We start from the raw sequence: 17609 nt of genomic DNA, 5'->3' as shown, positions 1-17609 counted from the left end.
GAGAATGGCATCCTAGCGAACGCCGACAAAAAATTCAGCTACTGTCGTCAATGGCCCCAAAACCCCCTCCGGGAACTATGGAGCCAGTCACAAACGTACCAGCGTCACGCAGCAGGTCAGCAAATTCATCAAACGGGACATTAGTCCCGCTCAGGCCACTGCCCGGTGACCCGTTCGAAGTAGTGGCTCTCGCAGGCCTCGCAGGGTTCCAGCTGACTGGTGGCAGTGAGACACTTCATATGGCCGCAGCTGAGGCAGCGAAACATCCCCGCGGTGGCCACCTCGCCGGTCATGTAGTGGGTGACATCCTCGTTGTTGAGCTTCTGGTCCAGCTCCAGGGTGTCGAGCCGGGTCTTGTCGGCGATAGAGAACAGCATGTCCGCCAGCTTGTGCTCCAGCAGCGACAGGTCCAGTTGCAGCCATTCCTTCAGGCCCTCGCCGGTGCCTTCCACATAGGTCACCAGGTGCTCCAGGTCCCGGCGCAGATAGGCGGCCAGCAGGCTGGCCTCGTCCCGGGTCAGGCGCTTGAGCTCCGCCTCGAACTCCACAGCGTCGTCGATTTCCTGGCGCAGGGTTTCCAGGGTTCGCTCCTCGGTAGCCGCCAGGCGCGACTCGACCCGTTCCAACATCCGGTCGTAGGCCTGGAGGGCCTGGTTTGAAAGCTGTTTTGGCTGATCTTTTTTGCCCTGGTCGGTCATAACTACTCCTTTGAGGATGTTTTACCCAAGTGTGGCACAAAGCCGGCCCAATGGCAGGCTACCTGTTGTGCCGCCAGTACGTTAGAATGTCCGGCCCTTTTAATCACTCTTTTCTGACAGGGGCTTTCGGCCTCTATCAACACAAGGTAACGCACGGCAATGGCAGGAATGGACGAGCAATACAATCCCCGCGATGTTGAACAGAATGCCCGCAAATTCTGGGAAGACAACGACACCTTCACGGTGAAGGAGGAGCCCGGCAAACCCAAGTACTACTGCCTGTCCATGTTCCCCTACCCCAGTGGCAAGCTGCACATGGGACACGTACGCAACTATACCATCGGCGACGTAATCTCCCGCTACCAGCGCATGCAGGGCAAGAACGTGATGCAGCCCATGGGCTGGGACGCCTTCGGCCTGCCCGCCGAGAACGCCGCCATTGCCAACAAGTCGGCGCCCGCCAAGTGGACCCGCAGCAACATAGACTATATGAAGAAACAGCTCAGGCAGCTGGGTTTCGGTTACGACTGGGATCGCGAACTGGCCACCTGTGACCCGGATTATTACCGCTGGGAACAGTGGTTCTTCGCCCGCCTGTACGAGAAGGGCCTGGTGTACAAGAAGATGTCCACGGTCAACTGGGACCCGGTGGACCAGACCGTGCTGGCCAACGAGCAGGTGGTGGACGGCCGCGGCTGGCGCTCCGGCGCGCTGGTGGAGCAGAAGAAGATTCCCCAGTGGTTCATCCGCATTACCGACTATGCCGAGGAACTGCTTGGCGACCTGGAGCAGCTGGAAGACTGGCCGGAACAGGTCAAGACCATGCAGCGGAACTGGATCGGCAAGTCCGTGGGCACCGAGCTGACCTTTCCCCTGAAAGGCCGTGACGATGGCCTGACCGTGTACACCACCCGCCCGGACACCCTGATGGGCGTCACCTACATGGCGGTAGCGGCCGACCATCCGCTGGCGAGGAAGTCGGCGGAAGAGCATACCGATGTTGCACGGTTCGTGGACGAATGCCGAAACAGCAAGGCGGCCGAGGCAGAGTTGGCCACCATGGAAAAGAAAGGCATCGACACCGGCTACAAGGCCATCCACCCCCTGACACAGGAAGAAATTCCGGTATGGGTCGCCAACTTTGTGCTCATGGATTACGGCACCGGCGCCCTGATGGCGGTACCAGGCCACGACGAACGTGACCACGAGTTCGCCCGCAAGTACCGGCTGCCCATCAAGCAGGTCATCGCCGCCCTCGATGGCCGCGAACTGGACGTGCAGGAAGAGGCCTTCACCGAGAAAGGCACCCTGGTATCCTCCGGCAGCTACAGCGGTCTGACCAGCGAAGAGGCCTTTGAGGCGATTGCCGATCACCTGGAAAAACACGACATCGGCAAGCGCACCACCAATTACCGCCTGCGGGACTGGGGCGTGTCCCGCCAGCGATACTGGGGCGCACCCATCCCGATGATGACCCTGGAAGACGGTACTGAAATGCCGGTACCGGACGACCAGCTGCCGGTACGCCTGCCGGAAGACGTGCAGATGGACGGCGTGCAGTCGCCTCTCAAGGCGAATCCGGAATGGGCGAAAACCGAATACAATGGCCAGCCGGCGACCCTGGAAACAGACACCTTTGACACCTTCATGGAGTCGTCCTGGTACTACGCCCGCTTCTGCAGCCCCAACTACGACAAGGGCATGCTGGACCCGGCCGCGGCCAACTACTGGCTGCCGGTGGACCAGTACATCGGCGGTATCGAGCACGCCATCCTGCATCTGCTGTACGCCCGCTTCTTCCACAAGCTGCTGCGTGATGTGGGCCTGGTGGACAGTTCCGAGCCCTTCAACCGCCTGCTGTGTCAGGGCATGGTGCTGGCCGAGACCTACTACCGCACCGACGAGTCCGGCAAGACCACCTGGATCGCCCCTTCCGAAGTCACCGTGGAGCGGGACACCAAGGGCCAGGTAGTGAAGGCGGTGTCCAAAGAGGACGGCCAGCCGGTGGAGATCGGTGGCGTCACCAAGATGTCCAAGTCCAAGAACAACGGCATCGACCCCCAGGCCATTATCGACCAGTACGGCGCCGATACCGTGCGCCTTTTCATGATGTTCGCGGCCCCCCCAGAGCAATCCCTGGAATGGTCCGACAGCGGTGTGGAAGGCGCCAACCGCTTCCTCCGCCGCCTGTGGCGACTGGTTCGCGAGCACACCGCCGGTGGTCCGGTTGAGGCCATTGACTCGGACCAGCTCAATGATGCCCGCAAGAACCTGCGGCGCAAGACTCACGAAACCATTGCCAAGGTCAGCGATGACATCAGCCGTCGCCTGACGTTTAACACCTCCATAGCCGCCGTCATGGAACTGCTCAACGACGTCGGCCGTCTGGAAGCCGGTGACGAACAGGACCGGGCCGTCATCCAGGAAGCCCTGGATGCCGCCGTACTGATGCTGTCTCCCATCGCGCCGCATATTTGCCACACTCTGTGGCAGTCCATGGGCCACGATGAGCCGGTGGTGGACGCCCGCTGGCCCATCGCCGACGAGAGCGCCATGGTGCGCAGCCAGATTCAGGTGGTACTGCAGGTCAATGGCAAGGTGCGCGCCAAGGCTGACGTACCGGCCGACATCGGCAAGAGCGACCTGGAGAAGCTTGCCCTGGAGCACGACAACGTTACCCGCTTCACAGAGGGCAAGACCGTTCGCAAGGTCATCGTGGTACCAGGCAAGCTGGTCAACGTGGTTGCCAACTAACAGACACCATCGGGTCAGACCGGGAGACGGCAATGAAACACCTCAATAGCGCCATGACCCTCGCCCTGCTGGCGGTTCTGGTCAGCGCCTGCGGGTTCCAGCTGCGGGGTGCGTCACCGGTGCCCTCGGCGCTGGAACCCTTGTGGGTCGGCTGCGACGACGATATCCCCACGGAGCTTTGCCGGTCGGTGAAATCCCAGTTCACGATCGGCGACGTGGAACTCGCCGACACCCGGGAAGAAGCCGCCCACCTGCTCCTGCTGGGCAATTTCCGCCAGAACCAGCGCACCAGCGCCATCACCGCCCAGGCCGAAGCGGCCGAGTATGAACTGCGCCAGACGGTAAGCCTGGTTCTGCAGACCCGGGACGGTGTTCCCCTGCTGCCGGAAACCGATGTCAGCGCCGCCCAGAGCTACCGCTATGATTCCACCAGCGTTCTGGCCAAGCGGCGGGAACAGCAGGAGGTGGAACGGCAGCTCTATGACAGCCTGGTGCGCCAGATTGGCTACCGGTTGGTGGCCTTCGATCAGGAGCGCATCGACGAGATCCTGGAAGCCACCGAAGAGCAGCAGAAGCCGGCACAATGAAGATCAACCCCGGTCAGCTGGCACAGGCGCTGGAGAAGTCCCTGGCGCCGGTCTACCTGGTCTCCGGGGATGAGCCCCTGCTGGTACAGGAAGCCTGCGACCAGATCCGGGCACGGGCACGGGGCGCCGGCTTCAATGACCGCCAGGTCTATCATGCCGACCAGCACCTCAACTGGGGCGCCGTAAGGGACGAGCTCAGTGCCATGTCCCTGTTTGCCGAGCAGCGCCGGATCGAGATTCACCTGCCCACGGGCAAGCTGGGTGACGGTCGCGACGTTATCGAACAGGCCCTGGTCGAGCCCGCCGAGGACATTCTCCTGTTGCTGATCAGCGCCCGGCTGGATGCCGCCGAAACCAAACGCAAGTGGTACAAACAACTACAGAAGGCTGGGGTACACGTGACGGTGTGGCCCATTGACCCTGACAGGTTTGGTGGTTGGCTACAGCAACGGGCCCGCTCGCGGGGGCTGACCCTGACCCAGGGCGCCCTCAACCTGCTGGCGGAACGACTGGAGGGCAACCTGCTGGCGGCCAGCCAGGAACTGGACCGGCTGGAATTGCTGACGCCAGACAAGACCATCAACGAGGATGTCGTGGAAGATGCGGTGCAGTACAGCGCCCGCTTCAATATCTTCGAGGTGATTACCGACCTGCTGGCAGGCCGCGCCGCCCATGCCCAGAAAGTCATCTCGTCACTGAGGCAGGAAGGTGAGAACCCCCTCGGCCTGCTGGCCATGCTGGTCAGGGACATCAATATGACCCTGGCACTGCAGCAAGCCATGAAGAACCGGGAAGTACCCGGCACCTTCCTCAAGAAAAACGGCGTATTCCAGCCCCAGCGCGCCAGGGCCATTGAACAGGCGGCACGCCGCCTGAACACCACACAACTGCATCAGGCCCTGAACCTGTGCAGCGACGCAGACCGGGCTGCCAAGGGCTTCGGCGACCTGTCACCCTGGCATCACCTGTCGGATCTGGCCTCGCTGCTGAGGCAATAACCCTACTTCAGGCGCTGCCGGATCCGTTCGTAACCGGATTTCAGCTCTTCGCCCAGCTTGTGGGCTGTCTGCCGGGTTTCGTCGCTGACCCCTTCCGCATCGTGGCGTATATCGTCCAGCTTCTGGCGGAACTTGTCCCAGTACTCGTCCAGATCATCCCACTCGTCGCGGACATCCTGACGGGCCAGGTGTAGCTGCACACGCAGTTCATCCCGGTACTGTTTGACGGTTTCATTGAGCTTGTTGAGATCGTCTTTCATGCTCACGGGTTACCTCCTTGGTAACGGTTGCATCAAGCGATTCTAAAGTGCGCCTTCTACTGCATTGGTGTCAATCGCTTAAAACACAAGAGGCCGGCAATTGCCGGCCTCTCGAGGGTTTTCCGAGACAGGTTTGACCTCGGAGTCTGCGCGGCAGAAAGTCCCGCAGCTGCGACCGCCCCACTTTGGCCCCTTTTGATCGCTCATTTTCGTTACATAGAACCACTATGCGCCTCAAATGCCCGTCAAAATGGACTCAAAGTGGGACGCCCTCGCCAGGCGCGATTTCTGCCGCGCAGACTCCTGGATCAGAACTCGTTGTCGGCATGCTCCATCATCGAACCGCTGCCGCTACGGATGCTCTCCGCCAGGGATACCGTCTGGGGCAGCATACGCTGGAAGTAGAAGCGGGCGGTCTTGAGCTTACCGGTGTAGAAGCCGGAACTGTCGCCTTCCGTCCTGGGTGCCGCCGCCACCACAATCTTCGCCCACATGAAAGCCAGCGCGGTCATGCCAAAGAGGTTGGTATAGTCCGCTGAGGCGGCTCCAGGGGCATTGGGGTCATCCTTGGCCTGCTCCAGTACGTGCTCGGTGACGTCCGAAAGACGCTCAAGGGCAGCAGCCAGCGGGCTCAGGAAAGGCTCCAGGGCGGGATTGGCCTGCTCCTTCTCGATGAACGAGGCCATGTCCTCGGCGAACAGCTCGTAGAGCTTGCCCTGGCTACCCACTACCTTGCGGGCCATAAGATCCAGCGCCTGGATACCGTTGGCACCCTCGTAGATCTGGGTAATACGGGCGTCCCGCACCAGCTGTTCCTGCCCCCACTCACGGATGTAGCCATGACCACCGAAGACCTGCTGGCCCACCACGCACATATCGAAACCACGGTCGGTAAGGAATGCCTTGGCCACCGGAGTCAGCAGCGCCACAAGACCCTCTGCCCGCTTGCGGTCCTCGTCGTTGTCGGAAAACTTGGCCACATCGAGCCACTGGCCGACGTAGGTGGAGAAGGCGCGGCCGCCCTCCACATAGCCTTTCATGGTCAACAGCATACGCCGTACATCCGGGTGCACCACCAGCGGGTCGGCCGCCTTGTCCGGGTTACGGGCCCCGCTGGGGGCACGGCTCTGGATGCGCTCGAAGGCGTAGTCCCGGGCGCTCTGCAGTGAAGCCTCGGCAGCGGCCAGTCCCTGGATGCCCACACCCAGCCGCTCGTAGTTCATCATGGTGAACATGGCCGCCAGGCCCTTGTTCTCTTCTCCGACCAGCCAGCCTTTGGCACCGTCAAAGTTCATCACACAGGTGGCAGAGCCCTTGATGCCCATCTTCTTCTCGAGGGAGCCACAGCTGAACTCGTTACGCTCGCCCAGGGATCCGTCGTCATTGACCAGGAACTTGGGCACCAGGAACAGGGAAATACCTTTCGGCCCCTTGGGGGCATCCGGCAGCTTCGCCAACACGAAATGGATGATGTTCTCCGCCATGTCGTGCTCACCCCAGGTGATGAAGATCTTGGTGCCGGAAATGCGGTAGCTGCCGTCGTCCTGGGGTTCCGCCTTACTGCGCATGATACCCAGATCCGTGCCGCAATGGGGCTCGGTCAGATCCATGGAACCGGACCAGACGCCAGAGTAGAGGTTGGGCAGGTACTTTTCCTTCAGCGCTTCGCTGCCATGGGCATCCAGGGCCAGGCAGGCACCGGCGGTCAGCATGGGGGCCAGCCCCAGGGCCATATTGGATGCCTGCAGCATTTCCTCGAACTGCACCACCAGGGTCTTGGGCATGCCCATGCCACCAAAGTCCGGATTACCACCAAGGCCGTTCCAGCCGCCTTCCACGATGGTCTGGTAGGCTTCCCTGTAGCCGTCCGGGGTGGTGACATCTCCGTTATTCCACTGGCAGCCCTGCTCATCCCCTTCACGATTCAGGGGGGCAATGACATTGGTGGTGACCTTGCCGGCCTCCTCGACAATGGCGTCAGCGGTGTCCGGGTCAACACGCTCCGCCAGCCGCGGCATGGACGCCCAGAGTGACGGCGCGTCGAACACCTCGTTCATCACAAATCGGATTTCCTGTAACGGGGCCTTGTAGTCAGCCATCAGGTTCTCTCCACTACTGTCGGTATGGGGGTGTTAAATGCACTGTTCCTTTGCGGATACAGATTATTATTGGGAGCCACAGTTTAACGCATCGATTCTGATGCACCAGTTCGGATTGGCTCCGCTGTAACAAAAAAAGCCCGCCTCCTTGCGGAATGCGGGCTGGACTGACCATCGGTCAAAATCCGCAGGAAGCCACGGACAGCCCCGAACACCGCAAGGCATTCAGGACCGGACGGGGTTCCTTAAAACGCGAAGTGTTCTTCCTGCATGTCCAACAGGCTGTCGGCACCGGCAAACATGGTTTCCGCATGGGTACGGGTGCGCGGCAGCAGACGCTTGAAGTAGAAGCGTGCGGTCTGCAACTTGGCGTTGTAGAAGGCTTCTTCCGGGGTGCCTTCACGCATGGCATCCAGGGCCACTTTGGAGGAGCGGGCCCACAGGTAGGCGAACACCGCGTAACCGGAGTACATCAGATAGTCCACCGCAGCGGCACCCACTTCCTCACGGTTCTGCATGGCGGTCATGCCCAGCTTCATGGTGATCTCGCCCCACTCCTTGTTGAGCTGCTGGAGCGGCTCGATGAATTCCTTCATCTGCTCGTCGTCGGCGTTTTCCTTGCAGAACACGTGAACGATCTTGGTGAACTGCTTAAGCGCCTCGCCCTGGGTCATCAGCACCTTGCGGCCCAACAGGTCCAGCGCCTGGATCCCGGTGGTGCCTTCATAGATGGTACCGATACGGGCATCACGCACGTTCTGCTCCATACCCCACTCGGAGATGAAGCCGTGGCCACCGAATACCTGCATGCCCAGGTTGGCGGACTCGTAACCGATTTCGGTCAGGAAGGCCTTGGCGATCGGGGTCAGGAAGCCCAGCATGGCGTCGGCGGCCTTGCGCTCTTCTTCGGTCTTGCCGCGAACCACGATGTCGGACTGCTGTGCTGCCAGGTAGATCAGGGCACGGGCGCCTTCGGCAACCGCCTTCTGGGTCAGCAGCATGCGGCGTACGTCGGGATGCACGATGATCGGGTCGGCGATACCGTCCGGGTTCTTGGGACCAGACAGGGAGCGCATGGCCAGACGGTCCTTGGCGTAAGCCAGTGAACCCTGGAAGCCCAGCTCGGCGGAGCCCAGGCCCTGGATCGCGGTACCGATACGGGCGGTGTTCATGAAGGTGAACATGCAGTTCAGGCCCTTGTTCTCAGGCCCGATCAGCCAACCTTTGGCACCGTCGAAGTTCATCACACAGGTCGCGTTACCGTGGATGCCCATCTTGTGCTCCAGGGAGCCACAGGACAGGGCGTTGCGCTCGCCGGCAGAACCGTCTTCATTGGGCAGGCACTTGGGCACGATGAACAGGGAGATGCCCTTGGTGCCTTCCGGTGCGCCCGGCAGGCGCGCCAGTACGATATGGACGATGTTGTCGGCCATGTCGTGCTCGCCGGCGGAGATGAAGATCTTGGTGCCGGTAATGCTGTAGGTGCCGTCAGCATTGGGCTCGGCCTTGGTGCGCAGGGTGCCCAGGTCGGAGCCACAATGGGGCTCGGTCAGGCACATGGTGCCGGTCCACTCACCGCTGATCAGCTTGGTGAGGTAGGTCTGCTTCTGCTCTTCGGTGCCGTGGGCTTCGAGGGTGTTCATGGCACCATGACTCAGGCCCGGATACATGCCCCAGGACCAGTTGGCGGTGCCCACCATCTCGCTCATCACGATACCCACGGAGCTGGGCAGGCCCTGGCCACCGTATTCGGGGTCGGAGGTCATGGAGGGCCAGCCGCCTTCCACGTACTGCTGGTAGGCTTCACGGAAACCGGTGGGGGTTTTCACGCCGTCTTCGCTCCAGGTGCAACCTTCGCGGTCACCCACCTGGTTCAGGGGGGAGAGCACCTGCTCACAGAACTTGGCGCCTTCCTGGATGATGGCATCCACCATATCCGGGGTGGCGTCTTCCGCACCCTCGATGGAAGCGTAGTGCTGCTCGCTGCCAAGCAGCTCTTTCATTACGAACTGGATATCACGCAGGGGCGCTTTATATTCGGGCATGAAATTCACCTCACGTCGATCAGGTTCGATCACATATCGGCCTGATGATATTACTGGTTAAACCGGCCACTCCCTGTCAGGGCAAACCGGAAGTCCGGGATTCGAAGCTCGGAGACAACCTCTAATGATCGCTTCAAACAGCTGTTTGAAACATACGTTTATAGCCACCATCTTGTCAAGACTTTTCCCGGGCACGAATGGGGCATTCCCACAGAAATACGGCAGGCGGGGATATCAGGCAACGGCCTGGAATGAGGGCCTGTCTTGGGCGGGGTCAACCATACCGGAAACCTCACGGTAGGCATTGGAGGCGCTGATACTCTGGTTGCGACCGGGTTCACGATCCTGGCCATTTTCGCTATCAGAGCTTTGGCCAGTGGATAATTCTGACTGAGCCTGGAGCATCAGCTGCATGGCCTGGGCGGCCACGGCACGGTCCTGCCCGGAGGGTTCGGCGGGGGCCATGGCGGCGGCGCGAACGGTGCGCATTTTCTCGATGGTGGCCTGGGGGTCCCCCTGCACCGGAGACAGGTCGATGGAGACTTCACCACCCACGGCATACTGGTTGCCGTCCGGGCCTCGCTGGTAGGTGTAGCTGACGGCGCCGGCATGCTGTCCACCCACGGCCTGATGGGCCTGTTCATGGGCCCGGACTTCCCGATCCCGGGCTTTCAGGTCCCGGAGCTCCTTGAGCTGGGCTTCATCGAATTGCTGGCCGTTCTGGCGGGTCTTGTCTTTAGCATCATCAGGACGCTGTTCGCCGCGGGCATTCCGGGCCTCGGAGGCTTCGTCGGTGGCCCGGGCCGTTTCCGGATCCCGGGATTCAGCGATGCTTCGGCTTTCCGAACCCGTCACAGGTTGTACGGTGCCACGGGCAGTGGCCGGCTGGACCGGGAACGGGTTAACAGAAGGGAGTGCTGAGGAAATCGCCATGGTCTGGCCCGGGACGGCTATATCAGGCGCGAAGATCCAGCAATGTGCCAAGAGTTTCGTCGGCGGTCTTGACCACCTGGGCGGAGGCTTCAACGCTGCGTTCGTAGAGTTTCAGGTCGACAATGGGTTCGATCATGCTGTTGCCGCCTTCGGCACTGCCACGGGGGCCGTCAACACCACCACGGGCGATCTTGCGGGCCGCGCCTTCCATGCCTTGCATGCCGTCCTGGATGCCCTGGATGCCAATGTTCAGTGCATTGTTGATCATCATGGGACTGCTCTCCAGACTCCGAACCAGACTATAGTGAGCCACAGATGTGTATAAATTTCAAACAGGATTGGTTACGGATTGTTGCCGGGCTGGGCCTTTGAACTTGGCGGGCTGAGCGATCAATTGGGGACCCTGTTCCGGGACACGCCGTGAATACATCCCTGTAGGCTCTTCGAAAACGTCCCTGTTTTCGAAGGTCCCGGAAAGCCATACCCGTCACTTGTTCCCCAAACTGAGGCGTGTAGTCAGCAACAGTTGAAGTGGAGAGGCCGCACAGGACCTGGGCTGCCGTCCATGGCCGAACCGTGAAACGCTGTCGCGTCTCACCCATGTTTTTGAAGGCCCCGGAACAAGGTTCCAGCCATTCTCTTCCGAGCCGGTGAGAAGCCCTCAAAGGATCAGCTTCAGATCTGGGGAGATATTCCCGTCAAAGGCGCGATGTCCAGCTCCGCCGCCAACGCATTAATATCCAGATTCGCTAACCAGGGCAGCACACCCAGGCAAGGTGCCCCCATATGCCCTTTCAGGAAATCCAGGGTTTCTTCCTCGCAGCTCATGACGGTTTCATCAGGCCGGTTGGCAACCCAGCCGGCGACCGTCAGGCCGTCGTGGCGGATGGCTTCGGCGGTGAGCAGGGCATGGTTGATGCAGCCCAGGCGCAGGGGGACGACGATAATGACGCCCAGACCCAGTTCGGCAGGGAGCCGGGCGTAGGTTTCCCGGTCGTTGAGGGGGACGCGCCAGCCGCCTGCTCCTTCGATGAGCATCAGGTCGGCGGGCTTCATCATCAGGCCACGAGCCAGGCCTACCATTCTTTGGGCGGAGAGTTTGCGGCCGGCCTGCTGGGCCGCCACGTGGGGGGCGATGGCCGGTTCCAGGGCGATGGGGTTGACCTGTTCATAGGGCAACACCTCGGTCATGTGCTCCATCAGCAGCAGGGCGTCTTCGTTCTTCAGGCCGTCAGGGGTCTGCTCGCACCCGGAGGCCACGGGCTTCATGGCGACGGTGCGCAGGGACAGGTCGGCGGCTTTCCGGAGGATAGAGGCGGATACAATACTCTTGCCGACTTCAGTGTCGGTGCCGGTGACAAAATAGGTTCTTCTGGCCAAGGCTCTGTCCTCCAGGTGAATGAGGGGCGGATTTGATGGATGCAGGCATCGGGACGGCGTCAGACGTTGGCGAGCGCCCGATCGGTCACCGCCCTGGGCGCACTTTCCCGCAGGGCATCGAGTAACTGGTCCAGCTGGTCTTCGGTGTGAGCAGCGCTGAAGGTTACCCGCAACCGGGATTCCCCCTTGGGCACTGTCGGCGGCCTTATCGCCGTGACCAGGATACCCCGCTTCTCAAGAGCGGTACTCAGGCGCATCGCCTCATGGGGATCGCCGATCATGATGGGCTGGATCGGCGTGGCCGATGGCATCAGGTCGTACCCCATGGTCGCGGCTTCCGAACGGAAACGGTTGACCAGACGTGCCAGGTGGCCGCGACGGTGCTCGTCATGCTCGACCAGGTCGACGCTGCGACAGGAGGCCGTGGCCAGGGCCGGAGGCATGGCCGTGGTGTAGATGTAGGAGCGGGCTTTCTGGACCAGGTAGTCGAGCAACATGGGTGGGCCGGCCACGAAGGCGCCGCTGGTGCCAAAGGCCTTGCCCAGGGTACCCACAACCAGGGGCACATCCTCTTCCGAGAGCCCGGCGTCCAGTACCGCCCCCCGGCCCTGCGGGCCGACACAGCCGAAGCCGTGGGCGTCATCCACAATCAGCAGGGCATCATGTTGACGACATAACGACGCCAGCTCCCGCAATGGCGCAATGTCGCCATCCATACTGAACACACCATCGGTTACCACCACCTTGTGGCCGTCGGTGGCCGCCAGCTGTTCCGCCAGGGTGGCGGTATCGGCGTGGGGATAGATGTTGACCTGCGCCCCGCTGAGGCGGCAACCGTCGATAATGGAGGCGTGGTTGAGGGCATCCGAGAAAATGGTATCGCCCTTCCCTGCAATCGCGGTGATCACGCCCACGTTGGCCATATAACCGGTGGAGAAGAACAGGGCTCCGGAGCGCCGGGTGAAAGCCGCCAGCCTGTCCTCAAGACGGTGGTGCTCGCTGTGGTGACCGCAAATCAGGTGAGACGAGGCACCGCCGAGGCCATGTTCGACCAGTCCGGAGGTGGCGGCATCCACCAGCTCCGGGTGGCTGGCCAGCCCCAGGTAGTCGTTGGAGCAGAAGGCCAGCACCGGGTCGCCATCCGCCGTCAGCATTGGCTGGTGGGGCCCGGACATGTGCCGGCGTATCCGGTAGAGCCCTGCCTCGCGGCGCTGCTCCAGTTCAGCGGCGAAGTCGCGCATCAGGCGCTCTTGGCAGCGTCGTAGAACAGGTGGCGGTTACGCTCTTCTTCCAGGGCGTGGACCAGGGCTTCTTCGTGTTCGTCTTCTGTGTGCTTGACGGCACGCTCTTCCGGACGGATGCCAAGGCGGTTAAACAGCTGGCGGTCATGGTCCGCTTCCGGGTTGGCGGTGGTCAGCAGTTTCTCGCCATAGAAGATGGAGTTGGCGCCGGCCAGGAAGCACAGGGCCTGCATCTGGTCGTTCATGTCTTCCCGACCAGCGGACAGGCGGACATGGGACTGCGGCATGAGAATGCGGGCCACGGCGATGGTGCGAACGAACTCGAACGGGTCCAGGTCTTCCACGTCTTCCATGGGGGTACCGGCCACCTTCACCAGCATGTTGATGGGCACGCTTTCCGGGTGGTGCGGCAGGTTGGCCAGCTGCATCAACAGTCCGGAGCGGTCGTCAGCATCCTCGCCCATGCCCATGATGCCGCCACAACACACCTTCATGCCGGCCTTACGCACCCGCTCCAGCGTATCCAGGCGATCCTGGTAGGTGCGGGTGGTGATGATGTGGTTGTAGAACTTCTCGGAGGTGTCCAGGTTGTGGTTGTAATAATCCAGCCCGGCGTCGGCCAGTTCGGTGGCCTGGTCGTCGTTGAGCATACCCAGGGTCATGCAGGTTTCCAGGCCCAGGGATTTCACCTGGCGGACCATTTCCGTGACGTAGGGCATGTCCTTCTTGGTGGGGCTGCGCCAGGCGGCCCCCATGCAGAACCGGGAGGCGCCCTTCTCTCTCGCGGCCTGGGCTTCCGCCACCACCTTTTCGATCTCCAGCAGCTTTTCCTTTTCCAGACCGGTGTTGTAGTGTCCGCTCTGGGGGCAGTACTTGCAGTCCTCCGGACAGGCACCGGTCTTGATGGACAGCAGGGTACTGACCTGTACTTCATTGGGGTCGAAATGCTGCCGGTGGACACCCTGGGCCCGGAAGATCAGGTCGTTGAAGGGGAGCGCGAACAGCTCGTTGATTTCCTGAAGGGACCAGTCGTGTCGGATGGCAGTAGCAGTCATGGGGTTATCCTGTTAACTTTTTCGCGAATCAGGTTTACGGATAAACCGCATGATAAAGCCCCGCTCCCTCCTGTCAACCGGATTTCGAAATCTGGTTAACCGTTTTGGCCACTGGCGCGAGCCAATCGCCGCATCAACATCACGACGGGCTCACCAGCTGTTACCGGATCTGTGCGTCACCTGCCTGGCGCCGGATGCGGTAGACGGGCTGTGTCATGGCTGCCGGCAGGACCTGCCGAGAAATACAATGCCCTGCTATCGCTGCGGCCTGCCCCTGGCCCTCGCGGCACCGGCTGACAGCCTGGTCTGCGGTGAATGTCTCAAGCGACCGCCCGCCTTCACCCACGCGTTTATCCCCTGGTGCTACCAGTTTCCGGTGGACCGGATGATCGGCCAGTACAAGTATCGGGGGCAGCGGCACTTTGTGCGACCGTTGCTGGCGGGGTTTGGTGCTCTGGCCCAACAGAGAATGGAGGAGGACCCCGACCAGCGGCCCCAGCTGTTGGTGCCCGCCCCCATGCACCGGAAACGTCAGCGCAAACGCGTCTTTAACCAGGCGGAGGACATTGCCGAAGCACTCAGTCTTGCAACCGGCATACCCTGGAGCGCCGAACTGCTACAAAGGAAACGGGCCACACCCGCCCAGTCCGGCCTGGACCGGCGCCAGCGGCTGTCAAACCTTAAAGGGGTTTTCGAAGTAATGGGCGAGGTCCCCGCCCATGTGGCGTTGGTGGACGACGTGGTCACCACCGGGGCCACCGCCCGTACCCTGGCCACCTTGCTGCAACAACACGGCGCGCAGACGGTGGAGATCTGGGCACTGGCCCGCACCCCGTCAGGCCAGTCGTTCCCTCACCTCACGGGCAATGGCCAGACTGGCGGTCAGCCCGGGTGACTCAATGCCCAGCAGATGGACCAGGCCGGCAATACCGTGGTGACGTTCGTCGTCGATGCGGAAGTCCATTGATCCGGCCTCGGGCCCCGCCAGCTTGGGTCGCACCCCGGCGTAGGCCGGCTGCAGGCGATCCTGGTCCAGCCCGGGCCACCAGCGACGGATGGACTCGGCGAAGGCGTGGCGACGATCCGGATCCACGGTGTACTCCGGTCCCGGTATCCACTCCACGTCGGGCCCGAAGCGGGCCTGCCCCGCCAGATCCAGGGTCAGGTGCACACCCAGACCGCCGGGTTCCGGCACCGGGTAGATCAGGGTATCAAAGGGATGCCTGCCGCTATAGCTGAAATACACGCCACGGGCATACCAGGCCTGTGGGCAGGTTGACGGGTCCTGGCCCTGCCACGAACGGGCCAGGGGAATGGCTGCCAGGCCGGCGGCGTTGACCACTCGCTGGCACTGCAGCTCGCAGGGCGCGGCGCCGCCCACCGTCAGCCGGTGTCCCTGGCCGTCGCTCGAAGCCGACGCTACCGGTGCGTGACACACCAGCTGCCCCCCAGCCGCTTCCAGTTCCCCCAGCAGTGACACCATCAGGTCATGGCTGCTGATGATGCCGGTTCGTGGAGAGAAGAGTCCGGCGACAGCGGTAACGTCCGGCAGTTGATCGGCCAGCTGGCTGTGATCAGCCTCCTCAAGCTCTACCCCATTGGCCTGCGCTGCCCGCTGCACCTGGTCCAGCTGTTCAAGCTGGCCCGTATCGCTGGCAATAATCCATTTACCGGTCTGCCGATAACCCACCGGAAAGCGCCGGCAGTAATCGTACAGCCGTTCCCGGCCCTCCAGGCACAGTCGCGCCTTGAGGGAACCCTGTCGGTAGTAGATACCGGCATGGATCACTTCGCTGTTACGGGACGAGATGCCTTCCCCGAAATGGCCGGCACGCTCCAGCACAATCACCTGCTGGCCGGCGAGCGCCAGCTCACGGGCCACCGCCAGCCCCACCACGCCAGCGCCGATAACCACGGTATCGATTTCCAGGGTTTCCAAAATCATCTCCTCCCTTGTGTTCAGACTGGCGCCTTGGTCAGCGTCCTCAGAGGCAAGCAGTAGATTAAGGAATCAGCCAGACGGGACACCAGGGCTGAACTGTCAGCGACGGAACCGGTATACTCTCTTTCTTATTCTATCAACGCAACGGGAGCACCATGTCCTCGGACAATCAGCCGGCCAGTGCCAGCAGCCACCCCTACGACGCACTGAAACCGGACATCCTGCTGGATGCGGTGGAAGACGAGGGGTTTCCCGTCAGCGGTCGCCTGTTCGCCCTCAACAGTTACGAGAACCGGGTCTACCAGATTGGACTCGATGATGCCCCGCCGGTAATCGCCAAGTTTTACCGGCCCGGCCGCTGGAGCGAAGCCCAGATCCTGGAGGAGCATGGGTTCACCCTGGAACTCGAAGAAGCCGGCGTGCCGGTGGTGGCACCACTGAAGCTTCCGTCTGGCGGCACCCTGGGGCGTAGTGGCGAGTTCCTGTTTGCCGTTTTCCCCCAGCGCGGGGGGCACGCGCCAGATACCAGCACACCGGACACCCTCTACCGTCTGGGGCAGTGGCTGGGGCAACTCCATAATATCGGTGCCCGGGAGCCGTTCAGCCACCGGCCGGCCATGTCGATCCTGCCCGCCATTACCGATTTCAGCCGCTACCTGACAGACAACGACTGGGTACCACAGGATCTTCGCCCGGCCTGGGACAGCCTGATTCCCGATCTGATCGATGGTTGCGCCCGACTGGTTGAGGAAGCCGGCGAACTCACCAATATCCGCCTGCATGGTGACTGCCACGCCGGCAATATTCTGGTGCGGGAAGACCAGTTGCTGTTTGTGGATCTCGACGACTGCCGTACCGGACCGGCCATCCAGGACCTTTGGCTGCTGCTCAACGGCGACGACCAGGAACGCAGCCTGCAGTTCGGAGAACTGCTGGAAGGCTACGAGATGTTCCGGGATTTCAATCGCCGGGAACGCTACCTGATCGAGCCACTACGCTGTTACCGTCAGCTCTCCCACTGTGCCTGGCTGGCCCAGCGCTGGGATGACCCGGCCTTCCCCCGTTTTTTCCCCTGGTTCGCCCAGCCCCGGTTCTGGTCCGACCAGGTCCTGTCGCTGCGGGAACAGCTTGGCGCCCTGCAGGGGCCGGTGCTGAATATTCCGGGCCAGTATTAAACTGACGTACTGCCTGGCGCTTGATGGCACGTTCAGCGCCAGACCCTGACAACTCTGCCATGCATTCGGAGACACCATGAGCCAACCCGAGGCCACATTTACCATCCGCAGTCTGATCGTTACCGCCATTGCCAGCATTGTCGGCACCGTGCTGGTATTGGAGGTCAGCGGCAAGATCAGCCACAGCGACAACAAGGATCATGTACCGGTGGGCGAGTTTGAGGCCATCCACGTCACACCGGACGAGCCGTTCCGCATGTCTTCCCGGCAGTCGGAACTCCATGCCACGTGCCAGAACGGTTATCTGGCCATCGCCGCCGACGCGGACCCGGATTACCGGGGCATCCTGGTGGACTACAAGAACCGGGGCGTGCGCTGCCACCCGGCGGCACTGGCCAACGGGCCCGATGAGGCCCAGCGGGAAAACCAGTGACGGAGGCCC

The 17609-nt window shown here is 61.9% G+C and carries 16 protein-coding genes; 6 read left to right on the top strand and 10 right to left on the bottom strand.

What is annotated here, in order from left to right; translation table 11 throughout:
* Positions 1-140: 140 nt before the first annotated feature.
* A complete protein-coding gene (locus ACFOZ5_RS04640) occupies positions 141-698 on the bottom strand; it encodes a zinc ribbon-containing protein (RefSeq protein ID WP_379885773.1) in 558 nt (185 codons plus the stop codon).
* 168 nt (positions 699-866) lie between these two features.
* On the opposite strand from ACFOZ5_RS04640, the gene leuS reads away from it, so the two are divergent.
* From leuS to holA, 3 genes are read left to right on the top strand one after another with little or no spacing between them, the layout of a single operon-like run.
* Positions 867-3452: a leucine--tRNA ligase gene (leuS, locus tag ACFOZ5_RS04635; RefSeq protein ID WP_379885889.1), complete on the top strand. Its 2586-nt coding sequence runs from the start codon at positions 867-869 to the stop codon at positions 3450-3452.
* A gap of 32 nt (positions 3453-3484) precedes the next feature.
* Positions 3485-4039, top strand: a complete 555-nt coding sequence (locus tag ACFOZ5_RS04630; protein ID WP_379885771.1) for an LPS-assembly lipoprotein LptE — start codon at positions 3485-3487, stop codon at positions 4037-4039.
* Complete coding sequence (holA, locus tag ACFOZ5_RS04625; protein ID WP_379885769.1) at positions 4036-5037, top strand: DNA polymerase III subunit delta; 1002 nt, start codon at positions 4036-4038, stop codon at positions 5035-5037. Before ACFOZ5_RS04630 ends, holA begins: the two co-directional genes overlap by 4 nt.
* 2 nt (positions 5038-5039) lie before the next feature.
* Here holA and ACFOZ5_RS04620 read toward each other — a convergent pair whose 3' ends face one another.
* The 8 genes from ACFOZ5_RS04620 to bioB all read right to left on the bottom strand — a co-directional run bounded on the left by ACFOZ5_RS04620 (position 5040) and on the right by bioB (position 14050).
* Positions 5040-5297 carry a hypothetical protein gene (locus ACFOZ5_RS04620; RefSeq protein WP_379885887.1) on the bottom strand — a complete coding sequence of 86 codons (258 nt, stop codon included), beginning with the start codon at positions 5295-5297 and terminating at the stop codon, positions 5040-5042.
* Between the two features lie 308 nt (positions 5298-5605).
* Complete coding sequence (locus ACFOZ5_RS04615; protein ID WP_379885767.1) at positions 5606-7396, bottom strand: acyl-CoA dehydrogenase C-terminal domain-containing protein; 1791 nt, start codon at positions 7394-7396, stop codon at positions 5606-5608.
* A gap of 245 nt (positions 7397-7641) precedes the next feature.
* Positions 7642-9441 (bottom strand): acyl-CoA dehydrogenase C-terminal domain-containing protein, encoded by a 1800-nt coding sequence (locus ACFOZ5_RS04610; RefSeq protein WP_379885765.1) that lies wholly within the window; start codon positions 9439-9441, stop codon positions 7642-7644.
* Positions 9442-9675: 234 nt separating this feature from the next.
* On the bottom strand, positions 9676-10368 hold the full coding sequence (locus ACFOZ5_RS04605) for a putative metalloprotease CJM1_0395 family protein (protein WP_379885885.1): 693 nt from the start codon (positions 10366-10368) through the stop codon (positions 9676-9678).
* Between the two features lie 28 nt (positions 10369-10396).
* Positions 10397-10642: a flagellar biosynthesis protein FlgE gene (locus ACFOZ5_RS04600; RefSeq protein ID WP_379885883.1), complete on the bottom strand. Its 246-nt coding sequence runs from the start codon at positions 10640-10642 to the stop codon at positions 10397-10399.
* A gap of 407 nt (positions 10643-11049) precedes the next feature.
* Entirely contained in the window at positions 11050-11754 is a 705-nt protein-coding gene (gene bioD / locus ACFOZ5_RS04595) for a dethiobiotin synthase (RefSeq protein ID WP_379885763.1), read from the bottom strand.
* 59 nt (positions 11755-11813) lie between these two features.
* Positions 11814-12995, bottom strand: a complete 1182-nt coding sequence (gene bioF / locus ACFOZ5_RS04590) for an 8-amino-7-oxononanoate synthase (RefSeq protein ID WP_379885761.1) — start codon at positions 12993-12995, stop codon at positions 11814-11816.
* Positions 12995-14050, bottom strand: a complete 1056-nt coding sequence (gene bioB, locus ACFOZ5_RS04585) for a biotin synthase BioB (protein WP_379885759.1) — start codon at positions 14048-14050, stop codon at positions 12995-12997. Before bioB ends, bioF begins: the two co-directional genes overlap by 1 nt.
* 49 nt (positions 14051-14099) lie before the next feature.
* Here bioB and ACFOZ5_RS04580 point away from each other — a divergent pair, with 49 nt between their 5' ends.
* Positions 14100-14945, top strand: coding sequence for a ComF family protein (locus ACFOZ5_RS04580; protein ID WP_379885757.1), 846 nt, complete (start codon positions 14100-14102; stop codon positions 14943-14945).
* Here ACFOZ5_RS04580 and ACFOZ5_RS04575 read toward each other — a convergent pair.
* Positions 14886-15995, bottom strand: coding sequence for an NAD(P)/FAD-dependent oxidoreductase (locus ACFOZ5_RS04575; RefSeq protein ID WP_379885755.1), 1110 nt, complete (start codon positions 15993-15995; stop codon positions 14886-14888). The two genes, ACFOZ5_RS04580 and ACFOZ5_RS04575, sit on opposite strands and share 60 nt — an antisense overlap.
* Positions 15996-16147: 152 nt before the next feature.
* On the opposite strand from ACFOZ5_RS04575, the gene ACFOZ5_RS04570 reads away from it, so the two are divergent.
* On the top strand, positions 16148-17167 hold the full coding sequence (locus tag ACFOZ5_RS04570; protein ID WP_379885753.1) for a serine/threonine protein kinase: 1020 nt from the start codon (positions 16148-16150) through the stop codon (positions 17165-17167).
* Between the two features lie 76 nt (positions 17168-17243).
* Positions 17244-17600 carry a kinase gene (locus ACFOZ5_RS04565; RefSeq protein ID WP_379885751.1) on the top strand — a complete coding sequence of 119 codons (357 nt, stop codon included), beginning with the start codon at positions 17244-17246 and terminating at the stop codon, positions 17598-17600.
* The last annotated feature ends 9 nt before the right edge of the window (positions 17601-17609 follow it).

Source organism: Marinobacter lacisalsi (assembly GCF_042651045.1).
Taxonomy (GTDB): Bacteria; Pseudomonadota; Gammaproteobacteria; order Pseudomonadales; family Oleiphilaceae; genus Marinobacter; species Marinobacter lacisalsi.
Note: the sequence above shows the minus strand (reverse complement) of the source record. Positions and strands in the feature narration are given on the sequence as shown.